The organism is Bradyrhizobium ingae (assembly GCF_055791185.1).
This window is the reverse complement of the sequence record NZ_JBVUBB010000002.1, coordinates 450,868-474,038: the sequence shown is the minus strand read 5'-3', so window position 1 is coordinate 474,038 and position 23,171 is coordinate 450,868. Positions and strand designations below refer to the sequence as shown.

Annotated in this window: 20 protein-coding genes; 8 read left to right on the top strand and 12 right to left on the bottom strand. The window is 62.9% G+C overall.

Annotated elements, in window-relative coordinates; genetic code table 11:
* Positions 1-94 precede the first annotated feature (94 nt).
* The 3 genes from ACV1FX_RS04805 (at position 95) to ACV1FX_RS04795 (ending at position 3,843) form a co-directional block, all read left to right on the top strand.
* Entirely contained in the window at positions 95-1,183 is a 1,089-nt protein-coding gene (locus ACV1FX_RS04805; RefSeq protein WP_473116397.1) for a TRAP transporter substrate-binding protein, read from the top strand.
* A 169-nt stretch (positions 1,184-1,352) separates the two neighbouring features.
* On the top strand, positions 1,353-2,441 hold the full coding sequence (locus tag ACV1FX_RS04800) for a TRAP transporter substrate-binding protein (protein WP_473116396.1): 1,089 nt from the start codon (positions 1,353-1,355) through the stop codon (positions 2,439-2,441).
* 292 nt (positions 2,442-2,733) lie between these two features.
* Entirely contained in the window at positions 2,734-3,843 is a 1,110-nt protein-coding gene (locus tag ACV1FX_RS04795; RefSeq protein WP_473116395.1) for an alpha/beta fold hydrolase, read from the top strand.
* A 116-nt stretch (positions 3,844-3,959) separates the two neighbouring features.
* Here the strand turns inward: ACV1FX_RS04795 and ACV1FX_RS04790 are convergent, their stop codons facing one another.
* The 6 genes from ACV1FX_RS04790 to ACV1FX_RS04765 form a co-directional block, all read right to left on the bottom strand.
* Positions 3,960-4,937, bottom strand: a complete 978-nt coding sequence (locus tag ACV1FX_RS04790; RefSeq protein ID WP_473116394.1) for an ABC transporter substrate-binding protein — start codon at positions 4,935-4,937, stop codon at positions 3,960-3,962.
* Positions 4,938-5,182: 245 nt separating this feature from the next.
* A complete protein-coding gene (locus ACV1FX_RS04785) occupies positions 5,183-5,836 on the bottom strand; it encodes an alpha/beta hydrolase family protein (RefSeq protein WP_473116393.1) in 654 nt (217 codons plus the stop codon).
* Positions 5,833-6,195 (bottom strand): alpha/beta hydrolase, encoded by a 363-nt coding sequence (locus ACV1FX_RS04780; protein ID WP_473116392.1) that lies wholly within the window; start codon positions 6,193-6,195, stop codon positions 5,833-5,835. Before ACV1FX_RS04780 ends, ACV1FX_RS04785 begins: the two co-directional genes overlap by 4 nt.
* Before the next feature lie 84 nt (positions 6,196-6,279).
* On the bottom strand, positions 6,280-7,815 hold the full coding sequence (locus ACV1FX_RS04775; RefSeq protein WP_473116391.1) for an efflux transporter outer membrane subunit: 1,536 nt from the start codon (positions 7,813-7,815) through the stop codon (positions 6,280-6,282).
* A 22-nt stretch (positions 7,816-7,837) separates the two neighbouring features.
* Positions 7,838-11,089, bottom strand: coding sequence for an efflux RND transporter permease subunit (locus ACV1FX_RS04770; RefSeq protein WP_473116390.1), 3,252 nt, complete (start codon positions 11,087-11,089; stop codon positions 7,838-7,840).
* A gap of 45 nt (positions 11,090-11,134) precedes the next feature.
* Positions 11,135-12,337 carry an efflux RND transporter periplasmic adaptor subunit gene (locus ACV1FX_RS04765; RefSeq protein ID WP_473116389.1) on the bottom strand — a complete coding sequence of 401 codons (1,203 nt, stop codon included), beginning with the start codon at positions 12,335-12,337 and terminating at the stop codon, positions 11,135-11,137.
* A gap of 254 nt (positions 12,338-12,591) precedes the next feature.
* On the opposite strand from ACV1FX_RS04765, the gene ACV1FX_RS04760 reads away from it, so the two are divergent.
* Both ACV1FX_RS04760 and ACV1FX_RS04755 read left to right on the top strand, forming a co-directional pair.
* Positions 12,592-13,266 carry a response regulator transcription factor gene (locus tag ACV1FX_RS04760; RefSeq protein ID WP_473116388.1) on the top strand — a complete coding sequence of 225 codons (675 nt, stop codon included), beginning with the start codon at positions 12,592-12,594 and terminating at the stop codon, positions 13,264-13,266.
* Position 13,267: 1 nt separating this feature from the next.
* A complete protein-coding gene (locus ACV1FX_RS04755; RefSeq protein WP_473116387.1) occupies positions 13,268-14,611 on the top strand; it encodes a sensor histidine kinase in 1,344 nt (447 codons plus the stop codon).
* Between the two features lie 28 nt (positions 14,612-14,639).
* Here the strand turns inward: ACV1FX_RS04755 and ACV1FX_RS04750 are convergent, their stop codons facing one another.
* From ACV1FX_RS04750 to ACV1FX_RS04730, 5 genes are all read right to left on the bottom strand, one after another.
* Positions 14,640-16,244 carry a TRAP transporter large permease gene (locus tag ACV1FX_RS04750; RefSeq protein WP_473116386.1) on the bottom strand — a complete coding sequence of 535 codons (1,605 nt, stop codon included), beginning with the start codon at positions 16,242-16,244 and terminating at the stop codon, positions 14,640-14,642.
* Positions 16,241-16,780 (bottom strand): TRAP transporter small permease subunit, encoded by a 540-nt coding sequence (locus ACV1FX_RS04745; protein ID WP_283042184.1) that lies wholly within the window; start codon positions 16,778-16,780, stop codon positions 16,241-16,243. The genes ACV1FX_RS04750 and ACV1FX_RS04745 overlap by 4 nt, the downstream gene beginning before the upstream one ends.
* A gap of 427 nt (positions 16,781-17,207) precedes the next feature.
* On the bottom strand, positions 17,208-18,242 hold the full coding sequence (gene moaA / locus ACV1FX_RS04740) for a GTP 3',8-cyclase MoaA (RefSeq protein WP_473116385.1): 1,035 nt from the start codon (positions 18,240-18,242) through the stop codon (positions 17,208-17,210).
* 108 nt (positions 18,243-18,350) lie between these two features.
* The gene (locus ACV1FX_RS04735; protein ID WP_473116384.1) at positions 18,351-18,833 is read right to left on the bottom strand and encodes a hypothetical protein; all 483 of its coding nucleotides are present in this window, start codon (positions 18,831-18,833) and stop codon (positions 18,351-18,353) included.
* A gap of 134 nt (positions 18,834-18,967) precedes the next feature.
* Positions 18,968-19,666, bottom strand: a complete 699-nt coding sequence (locus ACV1FX_RS04730) for an HAD-IA family hydrolase (protein ID WP_473116383.1) — start codon at positions 19,664-19,666, stop codon at positions 18,968-18,970.
* A gap of 190 nt (positions 19,667-19,856) precedes the next feature.
* Here ACV1FX_RS04730 and rpiA point away from each other — a divergent pair, with 190 nt between their 5' ends.
* The 3 genes from rpiA to gor are packed head-to-tail and all read left to right on the top strand — an operon-like array spanning position 19,857 to position 22,528.
* A complete protein-coding gene (gene rpiA / locus ACV1FX_RS04725; protein ID WP_027523613.1) occupies positions 19,857-20,570 on the top strand; it encodes a ribose-5-phosphate isomerase RpiA in 714 nt (237 codons plus the stop codon).
* 2 nt (positions 20,571-20,572) lie between these two features.
* Positions 20,573-21,106, top strand: coding sequence for a DUF2059 domain-containing protein (locus ACV1FX_RS04720; protein ID WP_473116382.1), 534 nt, complete (start codon positions 20,573-20,575; stop codon positions 21,104-21,106).
* 33 nt (positions 21,107-21,139) lie between these two features.
* A complete protein-coding gene (gene gor / locus ACV1FX_RS04715) occupies positions 21,140-22,528 on the top strand; it encodes a glutathione-disulfide reductase (RefSeq protein WP_473116381.1) in 1,389 nt (462 codons plus the stop codon).
* Positions 22,529-22,562: 34 nt separating this feature from the next.
* On the opposite strand, the gene ACV1FX_RS04710 is transcribed toward gor, so the two are convergent.
* Positions 22,563-23,114, bottom strand: a complete 552-nt coding sequence (locus tag ACV1FX_RS04710; RefSeq protein WP_473116380.1) for a DUF2478 domain-containing protein — start codon at positions 23,112-23,114, stop codon at positions 22,563-22,565.
* Positions 23,115-23,171 lie beyond the last annotated feature (57 nt).

The window sequence follows — 23,171 nt, the reverse complement described above, 5'->3', positions numbered from 1 at the left end:
TTTTCGGAAAACCGCTTCGCACTTTTCCGGATCATGCTTTAGTGGCGGCAAAAGAGACGTCGGGGAAAACGCCCCAGCAAGGAGAGACCTGAAGATGAAGCGTCGTGATTTCTTGAAAGTGTCGGCAGCAGGAGCGGCGGCGACCGCGGTGGCCTCGCCGGCGATTGCGCAGTCCTCGCCCGAGGTGAAGTGGCGCCTGACGTCGAGCTTTCCGAAATCGCTCGATACCATCTACGGTGGCGCCGAGCAGGTGGCCAAGTACGTCGCCGAGATGACCGACAACAAGTTCCAGATCCAGGTGTTCGCGGCCGGCGAAGTCGTCCCGGGCCTGCAGGCGCTGGATGCGACCTCGAACGGCACGGTCGAGATGAGCCACACCGTGTCGTACTATTATGTCGGCAAGGACCCGACCTTTGCGATCTATGCCTCGGTCCCATTCGGCCTCAACGCGCGCCAGCAAAACTCCTGGTGGTACCAGGGCGGCGGTGCCGAGCTCGGCAACGAGTTCTTCAAGAAGTCGAACGTGATCGGCTTCCCCTGCGGCAATACCGGCACCCAGATGGGCGGCTGGTTCCGCAAGGAAATCAAGACGGTCGCCGATCTCTCGGGCCTGAAATTCCGCATCGGCGGCATCGCCGGCCAGGTGCTCCAGAAGGTCGGCGTGGTGCCGCAGCAGCTCGCCGGCGGCGATATCTATCCGGCGCTGGAGAAGGGCACCATCGACGCGGCCGAGTGGGTCGGTCCCTATGACGACGAGAAGCTCGGCTTCGCCAAGGTCGCCAAGTACTACTACTATCCGGGCTTCTGGGAGGGCGGTCCGACCGTCCACGCCTTCGTCAACCTGGACAAGTGGAATGCGCTGCCGAAGAGCTACCAGGCGATCCTGACCAACGCGACGGCCAACGCCAATAGCTGGATGGCCGCGCGCTACGACCTGCAGAACCCGGCCGCGTTGAAGCGCCTGGTTGCCGGCGGCACCCAGCTCCGTCCCTTCACCAACGAGGTGCTGGAAGCCTGCCTCAAGGCGACCAACGAGCTGTGGGCCGAGATCTCGGCCAAGAATCCCGACTTCAAGAAGTCGATCGATGCCATGCAGGCCTACCGCTCGGATGAATATCTGTGGTGGCAGGTTGCCGAGTATACCTACGACAGCTTCATGATCCGCTCGCGCACCCGCGGCTGATCAGGGAGCCCTGAGCCCCAATCCTAGGTCTTAAGTCTTAGTCGGGAAGCCCGGCCTCGTTCGCGAGGCCGGGCTTTTGCGTATGGAAATCGGTAACGGGTTGTTCCATGCTTGCCACAACAGCCTCGTCAAGAAGGCGCGCACAGTCACAACCATGAAGGCAGGAAACATGAAACGAAGGGACTTCATCAAAGTCACTGGACTTGGCGCCGCGGGCGCCGCCACGCTCGCCGCTCCCGCCATCGCGCAATCGATGCCGGAGATCAAATGGCGCATGCCGACGAGCTGGCCGAAATCGCTCGACACGCTCTACGGCGGCGCCGAGATGATGTGCAAGATGGTCGCGGAGGCGACCGACAACAAATTCCAGATCCAGATCTTCGCAGCCGGCGAGATCGTGCCGGGCCTGCAGGTGCTCGACGCCGTGCAGAACGCGACCTGCGAGATCGGCCACACGGCGTCCTATTACTATTTCGGCAAGGATCCCACCTTCACCTTCGGCTCGTCGGTGCCGTTTGGTCCCAATATGCGGATCAACCAGGCCTGGTACATGCTGGGTGGCGGACGCGAAGTGCTCAACGAGTTCTACAAGAGCTACAATGTGATCTCGCTGCTTGCGGGCAACACCGGCTGCCAGATGGGCGGCTGGTTCAGAAAGGAGGTCAACACGCCCGACGATCTCAAGGGCATGAAATTCCGCATCGGCGGCTTTGCCGGCCGCGCGCTGCAGAAGCTCGGCGTGGTGCCGCAGCAGCTTGCCGGCGGCGACATCTATCCGGCGCTGGAGAAGGGCACCATTGACGCCGCAGAATGGGTCGGCCCCTACGACGACGAGAAGCTGGGCTTCTACAAGATCGCGCCGCACTACTACTACCCGGGCTGGTGGGAAGGCGGCCCGATGCTGCTCGCTTTCGTCAACCTCGACAAATGGAATGCGCTGCCAAAGTATTATCAGAGCGTTCTGGAGCAGGCCGGCCACTACGCCAACAACTACATGATGTCGCGCTACGACCAGGCCAATCCGATGGCGCTGCGCAAGCTGCTTGCTGGCGGCGCCAAGCTCCACGCCTTCCCGCCGCCGATCATGGACGCCTGCTTCAAGGCGGCGAAGGAGCTGCACGCCGAGGTCAGCGCGACCAACCCCAACTTCAAGAAGGTCTACGAGTCCCTGACCAAGTTCTCCAACGACGGCTATGCCTGGTTCCAGGTCGCCGAGGTCGGCTACGACATCTTCATGGCGCGTCACGCGCAGGGCTGATCGCACCGCGGTCGTTTGGTCAGCGGCGAAAGCCCGGTCTCGCAAGGGGAGGCCGGGCAAATCATTGGCAAAAGGTTATTACCGAATAATCCGAGATCGACGAGATGGCCGGATCTGTATGAAGGTTGGGCAAAGCGAAACCATCACCGTGCATTGACGCAATATGCGATTCAACGCGATGATTGAGTAGGTCAGGGGCCCTTCCTGCGGTAATGTCTTCAGCACCGATCGTCGACAGACATGTCGAATCTCTGTGTGCTTAGCGGGCTCATAGCCAAAGGGCGGCGCGTCGATGAAGCGATGGATTCCGAGAATCGCCAAGGCCAGCTTGCTTGCGGCGGCCGTCTTGGTGGCCCTGGTAGGCTCAGGGCTTGGATTTCGCGCTTATCGCCAGAACGTCAGCGCACGTGTCCTCGCAATTCAATCTCCAAACGGCATCCAGGAGGGAATGTACGTCAAGATCGGCGGCATCGATCAATGGATTCAGATTCGCGGCGAAGATCGCGGCAATCCGGTTATCCTCTTTGTTCACGGCGGCCCGGGTGGTTCGACCATTCCGATCTCGTCAAGCTGGCAGCCGTGGGAAAAATATTTCACGGTCGTTCAATGGGACCAGCGTGGCGCTGGACGTACCTTTCGTATGAACGGCGAGTCGATCGCAGCCACCATGACTTTGGCGCAAATGACGCAGGACGGCGTCGAAGTGGCGGAGTATCTTCGCGCGCATCTTCATAAGGACAGGATTATCCTGATCGGGCATTCCTGGGGCTCGTTTCTCGGCGTTCATATTGTCAAACAACGTCCGGACCTGTTTTATGCGTTTGTCGGCACCGGGCAAGTGGTCGGCAAGCAAACCTTCGAAAAGCAATTCGAACTCACAGTTACTCATCTGAATGCGCTAGCGCAGGCCGCAAACAATAGGGTGGCGTTGACGGAGCTGGCATCTATTTCCCCGTCCCCAGGTTGGGATCCAACCAAGCATGACATCATGCAGAAGTGGGAAAAACTGCTGCCCGTTCGTTCGATCGAAGCATTCCAACTCGTCAGCCCCATCCCGCCGCCCTTCATGCCGGATTTTTCGCTGCTCGATTGGTACTATTGGCGAAGAGGCCTTTCATTTTCAGCGACGCAACTGCGCGGGAGGAACGGGCCAATGCTTAGGAGCGACCTGTGGTCTCTGGGCACTGATTTTTCGATTCCTGTATTCTTTTTCGAAGGCACAGAGGACTTCAATACGCCGATTGAGCCCGTCTACTCATACTTTCAACAATTGAAGGCGCCAAAAAAGGAATTCGTGCTGTTCGAGGGCGCCGACCACTTTATTCCGTTGGATCGTCCCGATGAATTTCTAACGCAACTGATAAAGCACATTCGACCGCTCGTTGGACTGTCGGATGGGTAGGGCGCGGCGAAGCCCATCAAGCCTCCAGGTGGTCAAACGCGCCTGACCGCGCGCTGTCTCATTTGCGACGAGTCCAATTCTCGCAGCCGACCTCGTTGTTCAATTCGGCATGCGAGCTACTCGATAACCTCGTCGGTCCGGAGGAGCATGGATGTCGGCATGGTCAAATTCAGAGCCTTTGCCGTCTTCAAATTCACGACGAGATCAAATCGGGTCGGGCGCTCCGCCGGTAGGTCGGCGGGCTTTGTTCCTTGCAGTATCTTTCCGGCCATTGCAGCGGTCTGCCGATAAATGGCCTCCAAATTCGGCCCATAAGACATCAGCCCGCCGGCACGGGCAAAATTTGCGAACGGTGAAACTGCCGGCAGCCGATATTTGAGAGACAGTTCGGCCATCCGTTTTGCGTTGATGGATACGATCGGGGACGACAGAATGAGAAGTCCATCTGGATGGCGTGCACTGGCGGCGGCGAAAGCTCCCTCAAGATCCTCAAACGATTTGATTTCAATGGTCTCGGTCTTGATCCCGACGGATCGGGCGGCATTGGCAACGGCTGTTGGCTGCACGATAGACGTTGTCGGGTCCCAGAGGGCGATAACGTTTGCGCAGCCGGGGATAGCTTCCTTGAGCAGTTCCAGCCATTTGCTGCTGAACTCGGGGAAGTCGGCGAAAACGCCGGTGATATTGCCGCCGGGATGGGCATAGCTGGCAAGCCAATCGGCTTCGATGGGGTCGCCGTCCAGTGCGAATGTCACGATGGGAGTAGTGCGGGTCAGGGCATGAGCCGCTCTCATGTTTGACGGGCCGGTCGTAATCAGAACGTCGAGCCCCTCAGCAATCAATTCCTTGAGCAGCGGCACGATGCTCGCTTCGTCTGCGCCGTTGGCCCGGGTGACAAGAATGATTTGGCCCGGCTCGCGAAAACCTTCGCTGCTCAGTCCCTCCAACAGCCAGACCCGGCGTGACTTCAACACGTCCTCGGGGCCGGGAAACAGAAAACCAATTTTATGAACGGTACTTCGCGAGTCCGCAGCGACGAAGGTTGGAGATACCAGCGCACCGACGGTTCCGAGAACAAAGTCGCGCCGTCTCATGAGTTACCCCATCAAGAGCACTCGTCTGCTGAAGTTCTGCTGCATCACCGCAACACGAGACGATGAGGCACCGATGCCGGATCCAGGATGCCGTATATTCGTGTCGGTGTCAGCTGCCGAGAGGATCGGGCGCGCGTGGGCAGATCAGATCGCGGCGGCCGTTCATTCGCAATGCTTACATGAAGCTTACAGCAGACAGAGCGATGGATGGCGTTCAACTGTTCGCTGGCCGAGACCCGTCTCCCTCAGGGACGATCGGTTCTTGCCAAATGCTTTCGGAAGAAGGCCAGCACGGCGGCGTTGAACTCCGTATGAAAGGAGGCCCGGTCGAACCCCGGTCTGTCCGTACAGATATTGGGAAGCCTCTTCGCCAGATCCGGCGCGCAGGGTGGAAGGAATGCAAAATGACCGGCACCCGGCACAAGATGGTCATCGGGTTTGATCGGCAGGTCGCGATCAATCGCTGAAACATAGTTTAGCGCGACTTCGCCGCCGGTTCTGTCTTCTCCACTCAGCTCCGACGCCCAAAGTTGAGTCGGGATTTTCACGTTCTTAAGGCCGTCCGGGTCGAACAAAGGACCGAAAGCCGGATCGGCAATGACAAGGGCCTTTACGCGCTGGTCATGCACGAATGCTCGTGTCGGGATCTCGCTTCGTCTCAGCTCTGCGCAGCCGGGTTTCGGAGAACCCTCGGGGCAGAATGCGACAGCCTTTTGGAGATCGGGATTGCCGCCCGCAACAACAAGGCCGGTGTAGCCGCCCCTCGAAAAACCAAAGAAGCCGATATTTTGCGGATCGAGCTTCGCATGATCAGGCCATGCGCCGAGCATGTAGTCGATCAATCTCTTGATATCGGCCGGACGCTCGGTGAACGCGGCAAGAGTGTCTGCACGGCTCATATCGCCGCCCCCTGCATCGACCGGATGTTGAGCGCGACGACGACGAACCCGCCATCCGCGAGCGCCTCGGCGGTGTCATGGTGGCCGACGAAAGATCCTCCGTAACCATGTGAGATCACGATCAGCGGGAGCTTTTCACCGGACACAGCACAGTCCGCTGTCGCCGGCAGGGTCATCGTGCGAAATTTCACCTCGCCCGCCTTTCCCAGGCAGGGAGACCACACGGCTGCTCTGATCTCTGGAAAACCCGACTCGGCTGGCACCGCGATCAAACGAAACCCGGCCGCTTCGGCAAGCGTCGCCATCAGGCAGAACGCGGATAAGAGTGCGAACCTGAAGACGTGAATGCGTGCTTCCATCGCGAAATCCCGGTTTTGCGGTCGGCTTCCTCGTGGACCAGACCAGTGTGGCACCGACATATCAGGTATCGGATCCTTGCCGCATCACCGAGGCCACAACCTGGCTTCGCTGACCTTCATGGCAGGAGCAGGCCGGTCTGCAAACACACAATCGCGCCAGATGGCCGTCGTGCATTGTGCCGGCCAACTGCCGCCGAGCGCCATGAACAGTGCCGCGGTGTCGGAGAGGCGCGTCGCCTCGGCCTGCACACGGGTGATCGCCGCGTTGAAATAGGCCTGCTGCGCATTGAGCACCGTGACCTGAGTGATCTGGCCGAGCACGAGCTGCTTCTGCACGATGTCGAGGCTCGCCTTGGCCGCGGTCTCGGCCTTGATCGCTGCCTGCACCGCGCGCGCATCGGCTTGCAGGGAGCGCAGCGCGTCGGCGACGTTCTGCATCGCCGTGATGACGGCCTGGCGGTAGAGCGCTTCGGCCTGGTCGAGCGCAGCTTCGGCGGCCTTCTGCTTGTGATAGAGCGTGAGGCCATCGAACAGCGGCTGCGTCGCGCTTGCGGCCACCGTATAGAACAGCGTGCCTTGCGTGAACAATTCGGCCGGCTTGAAGGCGCTGGTGCCCGGATTGCCGGTCAGCGTGAGGTTCGGCAATCGCGCCGCAATCGCGACGCCGACCTGAGCGCTCGCCGAATGCATGTTGGCTTCGGCTGCCCGCACGTCAGGGCGCTGGGCAACCAGCGTGCTCGGCAGGCTCACGGGCAGGTTGGCCGGCAAAACGAGGTGCTGGAGGTCGAACTTTTGCAGCACCTCGTCGGCGGAGAACTGTCCGGCGAGTGCGGTGAGGAGATCGCGCTGCACCGCGAGCTGCTTTTGCAGCGGCGGCAGGGTCTGCTCGGCCTGGGCGAGGGCGGTCTCTTGCGTGAGCACGTCGACCTGCGCGGCTTGTCCGGCCTCGAACTGGGTCTTGAGGATGCCGAGGATGTCGCGTTCGATCTTGACGATGCGCTCGGTCGCGGCGATCTGGCCGCGCAGCGAGGCCTCTTGAATGGCCGCCGTGACGACATTGGCGGTTAGCGCCAGATAGGCCGCCTCGAGTTGGAACTGGGCCTGCTCGGTCTGGGCATCGAGGCTTTCAACGGCGCGGAAGTTCTGGCCCCAGATGTCGGGCACGAAGCTGATATTGAGCTGCACCGTGTGCAGCGTGTAGCGCGACTGCGGCGCGTCCATCGGACTGGACTGTGTCGCATTGGAGAATTGCTGGTCGGACGGCGTGTAGTTGACGCCCACTTGCGGGAAGAACAGGCCGCGCTGCGCCAGCGCGTTGAAGTTCGCGACCTTGATCGCAGCTTCGGCCGATTGCAGCGAGGGATTGTGCTCGACGGAGAGGCGTATCAGCTCGTTCAGTGGTTTTGAGCGAAACGCCGCCCACCAGCGCGTCGGGATGTCGGCGCCTTCCATGAACTGCTGCCGCGGGACTTTTGGCCCGTCGGCATCGGCGCGCGGCGAGGCGAGGGGCTCCGGCGTGAAGCGGGAGACGTCGGGCGCGGGTGGCGGACTGAAATTCGGCCCTACGGCGCAGCTTGCGAGAAACAGGCTCGAGGCGCCGGCGAAAAGTGCTTTGATCATTACGCTACGCATCGCAACCGTCCTAATGAGCCACTTCAGGCGGCGATGCAGGCGCGCCGTTCTCGTGCAGCACGGAGCTTTCCCGCGACAGGAAGATCTTGCGCAGCGCAGGCGCGACCACCAGCAGCAACAGCGGGCCGATGAACATGCCGCCGACAACGACGGTCGCAAGCGGCCGCTGCACCTGGCTGCCGATGCCGTGCGACAGCGCCGCCGGAAAGAGTCCGACGCCGGCGGAGAGCGCGGTCATCAGCATTGGCCGCATGCGCTGCTCCGCGCCGCTGAACACCGCCTCGGCGATGCTCATTCCGGAGGCGCGCAGCTCACGGAAATAGGTGATGTTGAGGATGCCGTCCATCACGGCGACGCCGAACAGCGAGATGAACCCGATCGCGGCGGAGATGCTGAAATCAAGATTGGCGAGGTATAACGCAATCAGTCCGCCGCCGACGGCGAAGGGAATGCCGGCGAGCGCGAGCAGGCTGTCGCGCACCGAATTGAAGAGACTGTAGAGCAAGACGAAAATCAGGAGCAGCGTCACCGGCACCACGACCATGAGGCGGGACTTCGCCGCCTCGAGGTTGTCGAACTCGCCGGACCAGATGATGCGATAGCCGGGTGGAAGCTGGACATTTTCCGCAACGCGCTGCTGCGCTTCGGCGACCGTGCCGCCGAGATCGCGGCCGCGCACGCTGAACTTGATCGGGATGTAGCGCTGGCTGCGCTCGCGGTAGATGAACAGCGCGCCGGTATCGAGGGTGATGTCGGCCAGTTCGCTCAGGGGGATGTAGGCATTGGTGCCCGACGGTGTCGAATAGGCGACCTTGAGGTCGCGCACCGCGTCGATGCTCTCGCGGAATTTCGGATCGAGCCGGATCGCCACTGCAAAGGAGCGGTCGCCCTCCAGCACGTTGGTCGCGATGGTGCCGCCGAGTGCGGCCTGCACCACCGCGGTGATGTCCCCGGTGTTGAGCCCGTAGCGCGCAGCCTTCTCTCTGACGACCCTGATGTTGAGGTTGGGCTGGCCGACGAGGTGAAACACGCCGAGATCGGCGACGCCACGGACGTCGCGCATCACGTCCATGACCTTGGTCGCGGTCTGCTCCAGCACGTCCAGATTCGGGCCGATGATCTTGACCGAATTGGCGCCCTTCACGCCGGACAGCGCTTCCTCGACGTTGTCCTGGATATATTGGGAGAAGTTGAAGATGACGCCGGGCAGCTCCTCGTCGAATTCCTTCTGGAGCTCTTCGGTGAGTTTCTCCTTGGTCAGGCCCTTCGGCCATTCGTCGAACGGCTTGATCGGCGCGAACAGCTCGACATTGGAGAAGGGCGAGGCGTCGCTGCCATTGTCGGGACGGCCGTGCTGGGAGACGACCGTGATGATCTCGGGGTGGCGGAGCAGGATGTCGCGCATCTTGCGCGTCGCCTCGGTCCCGGCATCGAGCGAGATCGTCGGCGGCATCGCGGCACGGATCCAGAAATTGCCTTCTTCGAGCGCGGGCAGGAATTCGCTGCCGAGGCGGCTCGCCGCGAGCGTCGAGATGGCCAGGAAGACGACACCGGCGATGACCGCGAGCTTGACGCTCGACAGAGCCCAGCGCAGTATCGGCGTATAGGCTTTGCGCAAGCACCGCACGATGACCGTCTCGGTCTCCTCGATATGCTCTGGCAACAGCAGGGCGGCAAGCACCGGTGTCACGGTGAAGGTCGCGAGCAGGGCCCCCGCGAGCGCATAGCCATAAGTGCGCGCCATCGGACCAAAGATCTGGCCTTCGACGCCCTGCATGGTGAACAGCGGCACGAAGGCGGTGACGGTGATCGCAGCGGTGAAGAACACCGCCTTGTCGACCTGGAGCGCGCTCACGAAGATCATCCGCAGCCGCTCGGTCCAGCGCGCGGCGGACGGCTGGCCATGGACGGGAGCGGTCGGATCGGTGCCCCAATAACCCTCCGCGAGATTTTGCAACACGCGCGCGCGGCTCTCCGGGCTCGATTGGAAGTTGCGAAAGATGTTCTCCATCATGATCACGGCGGAATCCACGATGATGCCGAAATCCACCGCGCCGAGCGACAGCAGATTGGCATCCTCGCCTTGCAGCGCCAGGATGATGATGGCGAAGAACAGCGCGAACGGGATGTTGGCCGAGACGATCAGCGCGCTGCGCAAGTCACCCAGGAACACCCACTGGATCACGAACACCAGCAGGCAGCCGAATACCAGATTGTGGAGCACGGTGTGCGTGGTGACCCCGACCAGCGAAGATCGATCGTAATAGGGCACGACCTTCACGCCGGGCGGCAGGGTGCCGTCGCTGTTGATCCTGGCGACCTCTTCCTCGACCTTAGGGAGGATGTCGTTGGTGTGCTGGGTGCGACCCATGACGACGATGGCGGCGGCAACGTCGTCATCCTTGTCCTTGCCGGCGATGCCGAGCCGCGGCACGTAGCCGACCGAGACCTTTGCGACGTCCTTGATCTGGATCGGCAGGCCGCCCGACTGGGTGAGAACGATGTTCTCGATGTCGCCGACCTTGTAACCCTTGGTGATGTCGTCGGCGCCGCCGGAGTCGATCAGGCCGATACCTCGGATGTTGACCGACTGCTGGCCGATCGCGATCTCGCGCCCGCCGACATTGACGTTGGCATTGCCGAGCGCGGTGACGAGCTGCGGAACGGTGATGTTGTAGGCCTCGAGCTTGGCGAGGTCGGCGTCGACGTTGAACTGCTTGGTCGTACCGCCCCAGGAATTGATCTGCACCACGCCCGGAATGGTCATCAGGCGGCGGGTGACGACATAGTCCTGCAGCGTGCGCAGATTGGTCAGGCCGAAGTTCGGCGGGCCGACGAGCTGGTAGCGAAAGATCTCACCGACCAGGCTCGACTGCTGGATGGTCGGCACCAGATTGCCGGGCAGGGTGATGTTCTGCTGGATGCTGTTGGCAGCCTGTGTCAGCGCGAAATAGTAGTCGACGCCGTAGCGGAAGGTGACGCGGACGAAGGAGAGGCCATAGAACGAGGTAGAGCGGATGTTGACGACGCCGGGCGTCGGATAAAGCCCGACCTCCATCGGGATCGTGTAGTATTTCTCCATCTCCTCGGCGGAGAGCCCTGGCGCCTGCGCGGTGATCTCCAGGATCACGGGCGCAGGATTGGGATAGGCCTCGATGTTGAGCTTGCTGAAGGCGGCAAGCCCGGCGGCGCAGAACACGACGAGGCCGAGCACGACGATCGCGCTGCGGGTCAGGCCGAAATTGATGATGCTCTTGACCAAGATCTTGTACTTGGCGCCGCAGGGCGCGGTTGACGGACAGGCGTTTCAGCCCGTTGTCGCGGTGGCGAGCTTGTTGGAGAGGAAGATGGCGCCAGTCGAGGCGACGAGCTCGCCCGGCTTCAGGCCGTCGAGGACCTGGCACCAGCCGTCCTGGGCGATGCCGACCTTCACGCTGCGCCGCTCGAAGCGGTGCCGGTCGGCGGTGACCCAGACCGTCATGGTGCCGTCACCCTCGCGCACCAGGGCGTCCGACGGCACGGCGACCGAAAGTTTGGGGCCGTCGATTTCGATGGTGAAGCTCGCCAGCATGCCGGCGCGCAGCTTGTGAGTGGGATCCTCGATCACCGAGCGGACAAGCTGCCGGTGCGTGTTCTGATCGATATTGAGCCCCAGCGTGGTGACGTGGCCACGAAACGCCTCGTCGGGATAGGCGGGGACGCTGACGGTAACCGGCTGGCCGATCTGGTAGGCCGGCGCGTCGATCTCGATGACGTTGGCGACCATCCACATCGTCGAGAGATCGGCTAGCGTGAAGGGCGCGGGCGCGTTGCCTGGTTGAACGTAAAGCCCGGTCGCCGCGTTGCGCGCGACGATCTGGCCCGAGATCGGGCTTGGCACGATCAGGATGGAATCGACCTTGCGGTCGGCGACGATGCGGTCGATCTCCTCGTCGGTCTTGCCGAATATACGCACGGCATCGCGCGCGGCCTTGTAGTTACCTTCGGCGGTCTGCTGATCGGAGGTCGCCTGGTCGACGTCCTTCTGCGCTCCGCCGCCGGTCTTCAGAAGCTGCTTCACGCGCGTCAACGTGCGGGTCTGGAGCTCCAGCACGCCGGCGGCTGCGAGCAAGGTGGACTCGGCCTGGAGCAGGTCGGGGCTGTCGATGGTGAACAGCGTCTGCCCCTTGGTCACGGTCTCGCCGACATTGAAGAATGTATCGACGATCTTGCCTGCATTGGGGGTGAACACCTGCACCAGCATGTTCTGGTTGAAGTCGATCGATCCGACCGCATTCTTCATGACGCGGAAGGCGCGCGGCTCGGCGGGCAGAACTTTGAAGCCCTCGATTTGCTTGCCGGTGACGTTTACGGCTTGCTGTGCGATATCGACATCGCTGTCGGCGGCCGGCTGGTCGGCCTTGGCCGGACGCACCTCGTTCGTGCGCGTCAATAGCCACGCCCCGGCGGCGAGCACGGCCGCCGCGGCAATGCTCGCTGCAAAGCCCGCATGCTTGATGCGAAATGCCATGACTGTGATGCCCACCTTGGTTGTTCCGGATGCATTTGCTCACGGCTAAACCATCGCCGTGCAACGGAGACGCGGCGACGCGATGGTCGTGGCAAGAGGCGGAACTCTGTTATCAGGCTTGCCTGACGCCCACCTTACGCGCCGCAGCAGGCCGAAAGGGCCAGCTTTTTTGCTGGCCGAAGAGAGCGAATGATGGGAGACACCGGTCATGGGGCTCAGGCAATTCGGGCCTGTTGCAGTTGCGGATTTTACGAATGCGTCTTCTGATCGTCGAGGACAATGTCGAGCTGTCGCGGCTCGTCGCGAACGGCCTGACCGCGGCAGGCTATGAGAGCGACATCGTCAGCAGTGCGGCCGAGGCGCGCGAGGCGATACGCAATGTCAGCTATGCCGCGATGATCCTCGATCTCGGCCTGCCCGACGGCGATGGTCTTGCCGTGCTGCGCGAGCTGCGGCGCCACATGGACCCGTTGCCGGTGCTGGTGCTGACCGCGCGCGGCGGCTTGCAGGATCGGGTCAACGGCCTGCGCAGCGGCGCCGACGATTATCTCGCAAAACCGTTCGCGCTGGAGGAGCTGGTGGCGCGTCTGGAGGCGATCCTGCGCCGTCCCGGCCAGTTGCTCGGTCGTTCGCTGCGCCTTGCCAACCTCGTCTATGACACCGAAAGCCGGCAGATCTTCGTCGACGACCAGCCGCGGATCATTTCCTCGCGCGAGACATCAGTGCTGGAGATCCTGCTGCGGCGGCAGGGGCGGGTGGTGCCGAAGAAGAACGTCGAGGACCACATTTTCGGGCTCGAGGGCGAGGTCGCCTCCAACGCCGTGGAAGTGTACATCTCGCGGCTGCGCAAGCAACTTGCCGAGCACGGCGCCAAAGTCGTGATCCATACCATTCGCGGTGTCGGCTACCTGATGGCCGAGGAGAAATAGCGTGCTGCGCCTGAGGTCGCCGATATTCAAATCGCTGATCTGGCGTATCGTCTTCCTGCACATCGTCGCGGTCGCCGTTGTCGCGATCTTCCTGCCCCTGGTCTTGTTCTGGCTGCTGAATTCGGAGATCGGGCAGCTGCATCGCGCTGCCATGCGCGCGCAGGCCGAAGTGCTCGCCGAACGTATCGCCGTGCAGCCGGACGGCAGGATCACGTTCAACCTGCCCGACAGTCTGCGCGGCCTCTATTCGGAGGCTTATGGCCGCTATCAATACGACATCAGCGATGCCGACGGCAGGGTGCTGTTCTCTTCGCACAAGAAGACCGGCGCGGCAGCCTCGGAGACCATTTCCGGCGCCGGCGTCACGCGGAGCATCGACGACAAGACCGTGCGCATCCAGGTCGCCGAGGATCTTGCCCATCGCGACGTCATCATCGACGACATCGTCGCCAACTTCTTCCGACGTGTCGGGTGGATCACGATTCCGATCCTCCTGGTCCTGCTCGCGACCGACATCATCATTTTCCGCCGCGCCATCTCGCCGTTGCTGAAGGCTTCGGAGGAGGCGACCAATATCAGTCCGGCGCGCACCGATATCCGCTTGCCGACGGAGCAGATTCCGCGCGAGATCATGCCGCTGGTCACCGCCGTCAACCAGGCGCTCGACCGGCTCGAGGATGGCTTTCGCGTGCAACGGCAGTTCACCGCGGACGCCGCGCATCAGCTGCGTACGCCGCTTGCGATCCTGCGTACCCGGATCGAGACATTGGGCGACGGCGCTGCAAGGGAGGCACTGCATGCCGACATCGAGGGCATGAGCCGGATCGTCGCGCAGTTGCTGGAGATCGCCGAGCTCGATACGCTGGTGCTCGATCCCGGCGAGACCGCGGACTTGCGTGCCGTCTGCGCCGAGGTGATCGGCTCGATCGCGCCGCTGGCGCTTGCCCAGAACAAGGATATCGCGCTGAAAGGCACCGATGCGCCGGTCCTGATCCACGGCAATTCCGAGATGCTGCAACGGGCGATCTTCAATCTCGCGGAGAACGCCATCAAGTTCACCGCGAAGGATACCGCTGTTGACGTCGAAGTCAGCGACGCGGGCGTGCTGCGAGTGCGCGATTGCGGTCCCGGCATCGCGGAAGCCGAGCGCGAGCTGATCTTCCAGCGCTTCTGGCGCGCCGATCGACAGCGCAGCGATGGTGCGGGCCTCGGGCTGTCGATCGTGCGCGGCGTCGCGGAGGATCACGCCGCGAGCATCGCGGTGGAAAACCTCCCCGGCGGCGGTGCGCAGTTCACGCTGTGCTTCAAGCTCGCGGACAAGAGCGTTGCACCTTTCCCCTCCTAGAAGAAGGGAAAGCAGTCGTGCTTGCGCGCTACTTCTGCGGCGGTCCCAGATCCAGCGGGGGCAGGTCGATCTGCGGCACTTCGATCTTCACCTTGTCGAGATCGACATTGACCGGCTTGTCGAGCAGGCCCGTCACCACGGACGGGAAGACGATCACGAGCAGCACCATGATCATCTGCAATCCGATCCAGGGCACCGCGCCCCAATAGATGTCCGAGCTCTTCACCGAGCGCGGCGCGACGCCGCGCAGGTAGAACAGAGCGAAGCCGAAGGGCGGATGCAGGAACGAGGTCTGCATGTTCACACAGAGCATGACGCCGAACCAGATCAGCGCGGCGTCGGGGCCGACCACCGGCGCCAGCATTTTCTGTGCGATCGGCGCGATCATCGGCAGGATGATGAAGGCGATCTCGAAGAAGTCGAGGAAGAACGCGACGAAGAAGATGAAGAGGTTGATGAAGATCAGGAAGCCCCAGACGCCGCCGGGCAGTGACGTGAGCAGGTGCTCGAGCCAGACGCCGCCGTTGCAGCCCAGGAACACGATCGAGAAGCAGGTCGAGCCGATCAGGATGAAGGTGACCATGCAGGTGATGCGCATGGTCGTCTCGTAGCCCTGCTTGATCAGGTCGCGCAGGTCGGGGATGCGGGCCGCCTCGATGCAGATCCAGGCGACCGCGAGGTAGGTGATCGCATAGGCGATCTTGAAGACGATGTTCTCGCTGAACAGCATCGCGACGATCGTGCCGATGCCGGCGGTGATGACGCCGATGATCAGGATCTTGCGTCCCGTGGAGGAGAAGTCCTTGTGGTGGATGGCGGCGAGGACGATGGCGCCGACCGCGCCCATTGCACCGGCTTCCGTCGGGGTCGCAAGGCCCAGCATCATGGTGCCGAGCACCACGAAGATCAGGACGGCAGAGGGAATGATGCCGAGCAGGCATTTCTTCCACAGCGCCCATCCGCTCAGCGTGCGCGCCTCTTTCGGCACCGCCGGCACGTGGTGGGGCTTGATGATGCCGAGCACGAAAGTGTAGCCGGCGAACAGGACGATCTGGAAGATCGAGGGGCCCCAGGCGCCGAGATACATGTCGCCGACGGACTTGCCGAGCTGATCGGCGAGCACGATCAGCACCAGCGAGGGTGGCACGAGCTGCGTGATGGTGCCGGACGCCGCCAGCACGCCGGTGATGTAGCGGATATTGTAGCCGTAGCGGATCATCACCGGCATCGAGATCAGCGCCATGGCGATGACCTGTGCCGCCACCGTGCCGGTGATGGCGCCAAGGATGAAGCCGACGATGATGACGGAGTAGCCGAGGCCGCCGCGGATCGGGCCGAAGAGCTGGCCCATGGAATCCAACATGTCCTCGGCAAGCCCGCACCGCTCCAGCACCGCGCCCATGAAGGTGAAGAAGGGAATCGCCAGCAACAGCTCGTTGGCAAGCACGCTGCCGAACACGCGGCCCGGAATCGCCTGAAGGAAGTTCAGGTCGAAGAAGCCGAGATGGATCGCAAGAAAGCCGAATGAGAGGCCGAGCGCCGCGAGCGTAAACGCGACGGGGTAGCCGATCAGCATCGCCACCACCAGGCCGCCGAACATCATCGGCGGCATCATCTCCAGCGTAATGGTCATTGAGTCGGTCTCTCGTACTTGGCGTCGATCGTCACGTAGCCCTTGAGAGCCGCGATTCGCTTGATGACTTCGGACACACCCTGCAGCGCAAGCATCACGAAGCCTGCGGGGATCACGAACTTGATCGGCCAGCGGATCAGGCCGCCGGCATTGCCGGACATCTCGCCGACGTCGTAGGCCTGCATGAAGAACGGCCAGGAGAGTTTTGCGAGCAGGAGGCAGGAGGGGATCAGGAAGAAGAGCGTGCCGATGAGGTCGAGCCAGAGCTGGCCGCGCTCGGAGAGCATCAGATAGAAGATCTCGACGCGGACATGCTCGTTGCGCTTGAAGGTATAGGACGCACCGAACATCACGAGCACGGCGAACATGTACCACTGCAATTCCAGCCAGCCGTTCGACGAGTAGCTGAAAGCGTAGCGGATCATGGCGTTGGCGGCGCTCACCAGGCACGCCAGCAGAACCAGCAGGTTACAGATGTTGCCGATCTTTTCATTGAGGAGGTCGATGGCGTTGCTCACCGCCAACAAGGGACGCATCTTACTTTTCTCCGCCGCGGCCTTTATTCATTGAGGCGCAATTCATTGGGGGCATTCGCGCGCATCGCTTGGCGCGCGGGCAAGAAGCGCGCGACCCTGACGGCTCAACGTCCAGAGCGATTGCAGCGAAAGTCCTCCCCTCGTGCCTTGCCGTCTTGATCGCGCTCGCTGAAGCGCGCCGGCTTATCCTGCCGGGTCGGCCAAGGCGGATGCACCATTTCAGCGGCTTCTCGCGCCGTCAATCGGAAAAATGGGCAAATTGACGCGCGGTCAGGGGGTTAGGGTAACCGAGGATGCCGTGATTCTACGCTTCGAGATCGGGATTATTGTTTGCGCATGATCTCCGCGCAAACGCGTTCAGCGCTTGTCGCGAGGGAAAACCGCTTCACGCCTCGCACGAACGTGCCCCTGGCGTCCCGATCATGCTCTAGCCGCCGGTGACACTCATATGCCGGCTGACGCTCGGGCGGTTGTGGCGGCGATCGATGATGAAATCATGCCCCTTGGGCTTGAGGCCGATCGCGCGGTCGATCGTGGCCGCAAGCAGCGCGTCATCGGCGGATGCCCGCAGCGGCTTGCGCAGATCGGAGGCATCCTCATGGCCGAGGCAGGTGTGCAGCGTGCCCGTGCAGGTGATGCGCACCCGGTTGCACGCTTCGCAGAAGTTGTGGGTCATCGGCGTGATGAAGCCGAGCTTGCCGCCGGTTTCCGTGACGCTGACATAACGCGCCGGGCCGCCGGTCGTCTCGCTCAAGTCCGTCAGCGTGAATCGCTGGGCGAGCCGCGCGCGCACCAGCGATAGCGGCAGATACTGGTCGATGCGGCCCGAACCGATTTCGCCCATCGGCATCACCTCGATCAGCGTCAGCCCCATGCCTTTGCCGTGAGCCCAGCGCATCAGCGAGGGGATCTCGTCCTCGTTGAGGTTTTTCAGAGCCACCGCGTTGATCTTCACCGCGAGCCCGGCCGCGCGTGCGGCCTCGATGCCCTCCAGCACCTTGTCGATCTCGCCCCATCGGGTGATTTCGCGAAACTTCTGCGGATCGAGCGTGTCGAGCGAGACGTTGATGCGGCGGACGCCGCAATCGGCGAGTTCCGCTGCGTGCTTGGCCAGCTGTGTCCCATTGGTGGTCAGCGTCAGTTCGCCGAGCGCGCCGGTATCGAGGTGACGCGACAGCGAGCGCACCAGCGACATCACGTTGCGTCGGACCAGCGGCTCGCCGCCGGTCAGCCGCAGTTTCTTCACGCCCTTGGCGATGAAGGCCGAGCAGAGCCGGTCGAGCTCCTCCAGCGTCAGGAGATCCGCCTTGGGCAGGAAAGTCATGTCTTCCGACATGCAATAGAAGCAGCGCAGGTCGCAGCGATCGGTGACGGAGACCCGCAAATAGGTGATGGTCCGGCCGAACGGATCGGTCATCGGGCTCGACAGCGGGGACAGGGGACTCACAGCAGGTCCGTTCATTCAACAAGCCTTGTCACGATCGCGATCACCGCGCTTTGCGCAGCGACAATGCGTTTGGATCCAATCTAAGCATCCCCGCCATCGCCGACAATCGTGCGCTGCACCGTATTAGCGCGTGGGGGCGGGGCCTCCGGGAGGCGGCGGGGCCGAGTTCGGATCGGGGAACGGAGAGCCTGCCGTAGCGGGCGCTGCCGCCTTCGGCACCTTCGGCTTCTTCGGCCGATGGGGCTTCTTCACCGGTTTCGGCGGCACGGCCGGTTGCAACTCGACAAATACCGGATTGGGGTCTGTTGTCACCGAAGCGGGCGTGGAGAAATCGCCGGGCGTCTTGATGACGTTCACCGGCACTGAGGCCGGCAGGTATTTTGTCAGCGTGTAGTTGACGGTGAAGGGAGCATCGGGCGCCGGAACCGAGACCTCGCAGGGCGTCTTGCAGCCCGGACCGAGCGAGGTGGCGGCCTCGGCGCCGGGCGGGTTCGATTCGAGCCGGACCTGCACGGCAGGGGGCGTCGACTTGAGCATGTCCCACGAGACCGAGGAGCAGCCGGCCAGGCTCACCCCCGCAAACGCAATCGCGATCACACGACGCATGACATCCACCACTGCGACGAACCGCCACAATCCCGAGCGGACCATATGGGCGTCGGTTGGGCCACGCAACCAGGCGGGCGCGTATAGTTAATAAATGGTTAACGCGGGTGAAATGGATAATTTATTTATTGATATCAATTGCTTGCCAGGGCGCTCAGGCGCCCCATCAGGCTCGTCGCCGCAGCCGGCAGATCGCGCATGTGATGGATCAGGCGGTCCGGCTTGAGTTCCTCGATCGGCACATCGGTGTAGCCGAAGCTCACGCCGATCACGGGAACCCCGGCGCGCCGGGCGACCCCGACGTCGGTTCCGGCGTCCCCGACCATGATGCTGGCGGCGAGCTGTCCGCCGGCGCGGGCCACCGTCTCGCGCAGGATGGTCGGGTCGGGCTTCTGGACCCCAAAGGTATCCGCGCCGCAGATGGCCGCAAAGCGTGGGGAGAGGCCCAGCGCGTCAAGCAGGCGCTTGGAGAGCCATTCGAGCTTGTTGGTACAGACCGCGAGCCGGTGGCCACGCTCCGCGAGGTGGTCGAGCGCGGACTCGAGCCCCTCGAACGGGCGCGATTCATTGGCGATGTTGTCGGCGTAGTAGGCGATGAAATCCGCCGTCATCCGGTTGATGTCCTCGACGCCCACGATCCGGCCTTCGGCTTCCAGGCCCCGCTCGATCAGCTTGCGGGCGCCGGCGCCGATCATGTTGCGGGCCGATTGCACTGGCACGGGCGGCAGGCCCTCGCGATCGAGCACGTGATTCAGCGCGGAGATCAGGTCGGGCGCCGTATCCACGAGCGTGCCGTCGAGATCGAAGACGATGGTGTGAGCGGTCATGATCATGCGCTACCGGCAAGGTGGGGCTTCTGCAAGCGGAGCCGCCATAAGATCGGCTTATAACCTCGTTCCACAGGCCTGTTCTCCGGGCCAAAACGGGGCTAGATAGGCCGCCGAAAACGACCTATTTCCGGCGGTCTCGCCAAAGAGATTTCAAGTGAGACCTTTAAGACACACACAAAGGGCGGGTCTGAACGTGGACATGGATCAGTTGAAGCGACAGGCGGCTGCACGTGCCCTGGAAGAGGTGCGCGACGGCATGCAGCTCGGTCTCGGCACCGGATCGACGGCCAAGCATTTCGTCGAGCTGCTCGGCGAGCGCGTGCGCGCCGGCCTCAAGGTGATTGGTGTGCCGACCTCGGAGGCCACACGTGCCGACGCGGTCCGTTGCGGCGTTCCGCTGACCACGCTGGACGAGATCGACCACCTCGACATTACCGTCGACGGTGCTGACGAAGTCGACCCCGAGCTCAACCTGATCAAGGGCGGTGGCGGCGCGCTGCTCCGCGAGAAGATCGTCGCGGCTGCCTCCGATCGTATGATCGTGATTGCCGATGACAGCAAATGGGTCGCGACGCTCGGCCGTTTTCCGCTGCCGGTGGAGGTCATTCCGTTCGGGCTTGGCGCGACACGGCGGGCGATCGAGAAGGCATTTGCGCAATCCGGCGTTTCCGGGCAAATGGCGCTCCGTAAGGCCAAGGACGGCCACGTTTTCGTCACCGATGGTGGCCACTGGATCCTCGATGCCCATCTTGGACGGATCGAGGATCCTGCACGGCTCGCGGTCGCGTTGAGCGCGATCCCCGGCGTGGTGGAGCATGGACTGTTCATCGGCTTGGCCGGCTCCGCTGTTCTGGCGGGCGGCGAGGGAATCCGCGTGATCGAACGGCGAAAGCCGAAAGGAGATTAGGAATGAAGAGCGTTTTGAAGATGCTGCCCGTAGCCGGACTCGCCCTGGGACTGGCTGGCCTGGGACTGGCTTTTGGCGCCGTCCCGGCCGCGGCGCAGCAGGCAGCAGCGCCCAAGGCCTCGCCCGCGGCGATCGCGGCGGCCAAGGACATCCTGACCATGAAGAACGCCAATGCGCTGTATGCCAACGCCGTTCCCGGCATGGTGGAGAAGGTCAAGGGCGCGCTGATCGGGCAGAACCTCAACTACCAGAAGGACCTCAACGAGCTGGCGCCGATCGTGGTGCAGCAGCTTGCCGGCCGCGAGAAGGAGATCGGCGACGGCATGGCGCAGGCCTATGCCGCCCAGTTCACCGAGCAGGAGCTCAAGGATCTTGTGACGTTCTACAAGTCTCCGCTCGGGCAGAAGCTGATTATCGCCGAGCCGCGCGCGATCGAACAGGGCATGGCGTTCACGAATTCCTGGGCGCAGAGTTTCTCCGAGGTCGTCGCAGCCGCTTTCCGCGCCGAGATGAAGAAGCGCGGCAAGGACATGTGACGAGGACGAGAGGCAAAGGGGTCGGAGTGGACAATGGCTGAATTCGACGTCGACCTCTTTGTCATCGGTGGTGGTTCGGGCGGCGTGCGCGCCGCTCGCATCGCCGCCGGTCACGGCGCGCGCGTGATGATCGCGGAAGAGTACCGCATGGGCGGGACCTGCGTGATCCGCGGCTGCGTGCCGAAAAAGCTGTTCGTGATCGGATCGCATGTCCGCCACGAGATCGAGGACGCGGCCGGCTTCGGCTGGACCATTCCGTCCGCAAGCTTCGACTGGCCGACGCTGATCGCCAACAAGGACAAGGAGATCGCACGGCTCGAGGCGGCCTACACCACCAATGTCGAGAAGTCGGGCGCGCGCATCGTCAAGAGCCGCGCGGTGATCGAGGATGCCCACACCATCCGCCTGCTCGAGAACGACAAGACGATCACGGCAAGGTACATCCTGATCGCCACTGGCGGCGCGCCCAACCATGGCGCGGCGATCCCCGGCATCGAGCACGTCATCTCTTCCAACGAAGCGTTTCATCTGCCGAAGTTGCCGAAGCGGATCGTGATCCAGGGCGGCGGCTATATCGCGCTGGAATTCGCCGGGATCTTTGCCGGCTTCGGCTCCGACGTCACCGTGATCTATCGCGGCGACAACATTTTGCGCGGTTTTGACGACGACGTCCGCGCCCATGTCCGCAGCGAGATGGAGAAGCAGGGGATCACCATCCTGACCGGCTGCACGGTGACCAAGGTTGATCGTCACGGTGATGAGTTCACCACTCATCTGTCGAACGGCTCGAGCGTTGCCTCCGACCAGGTGATGTTTGCGATCGGCCGCCATCCCGCCGTCGCCAATCTCGGCCTCGAGAAAGCCGGCGTTGCCATCAATCCGAAGAACGGCGGCATCGCGGTCGACGGCTTCTCGAAGAGCTCGGCCGACAGCATCTACGCCATCGGCGACGTCACCCATCGCCACAATTTGACGCCGGTCGCGATCCGCGAGGGCCACGCCTTCGCCGATACCGTGTTCGGCAAGCGCGAGGTGCGGGTCGACCACGCCAACATCCCGACCGCCGTGTTCTCGCAGCCGGAGGTCGGCACCATCGGCCTCACCGAGACCGAAGCGCGCGCGCAGTTCAGCCACGTCGACATCTACAAGGCGACGTTCCGCCCGATCAAGGCGACGATGTCCGGCCGCGACACCCGCGTGCTGATGAAGCTCGTCGTGGACGGCACTTCCGATCGTGTGCTCGGCTGCCACATCGTCGGCGATGCCGCCGCCGAGATCATCCAGGCGGTCGCGATCGCCGTGAAGATGAAGGCGACCAAGGCCGACTTCGACGCCACCATGGCGCTGCATCCGACCGCCGCCGAAGAGCTCGTCACCATGCGCACCCCGACCGCGCGCCACGTGCGGCAAGCGGCAGAGTAGGGGCCTTACGCACCCACTCCGCCGCGTTCGAGCGTCATTTCAGGACGGCGCATACGGTGGGATGCTCGACATCTGCCGGGCATGGCGTGCGCATCGCGACACGATCCCACCACGCATCGAGCGCGTGGCGCTCGCAGTGCAGCTTGACGGTCATGCCGCCGGCGAACTTGATCCAGTCAGTGAAGTGGTCGTCGGAAACCGCGATCATCACGGGGATGTCGGCGTTGAGAGCCCGCTCGATCAGATAAGCCAGCCCCTTGCCAGTGCGCTCCCGTTTGCCGAAGCGGTTGATGATGACGAGGTCGGCGCCATGCTCGGCGACCCGCTCGCCGGCATTCCGCAGCCGCGCGAGATCAAGCCGGCAACCGCTCGCGGCCGGATCGAAATCCTGCGCCAGCAGCAGTTTCTCCCCGTTGTGAAGTAGAACCGCCGAAAGGCTGGAGTCGGCGCAATGGCCCGCCTGCACCATGCCTACGACCCGAAACCCGCGCGCGTTCAGGCCGGTGGCGAAGTCGCGCAAGATGGTGTCGGGGTCCTGATGCGGCGCATAGACCAGGGCGGCAAGATCGCTCTGTGCATCGAACATCATCCGCCTCCGCTTGACCGATAACGAGCCGGGATCGCGACGGGGACGCCGCTATCG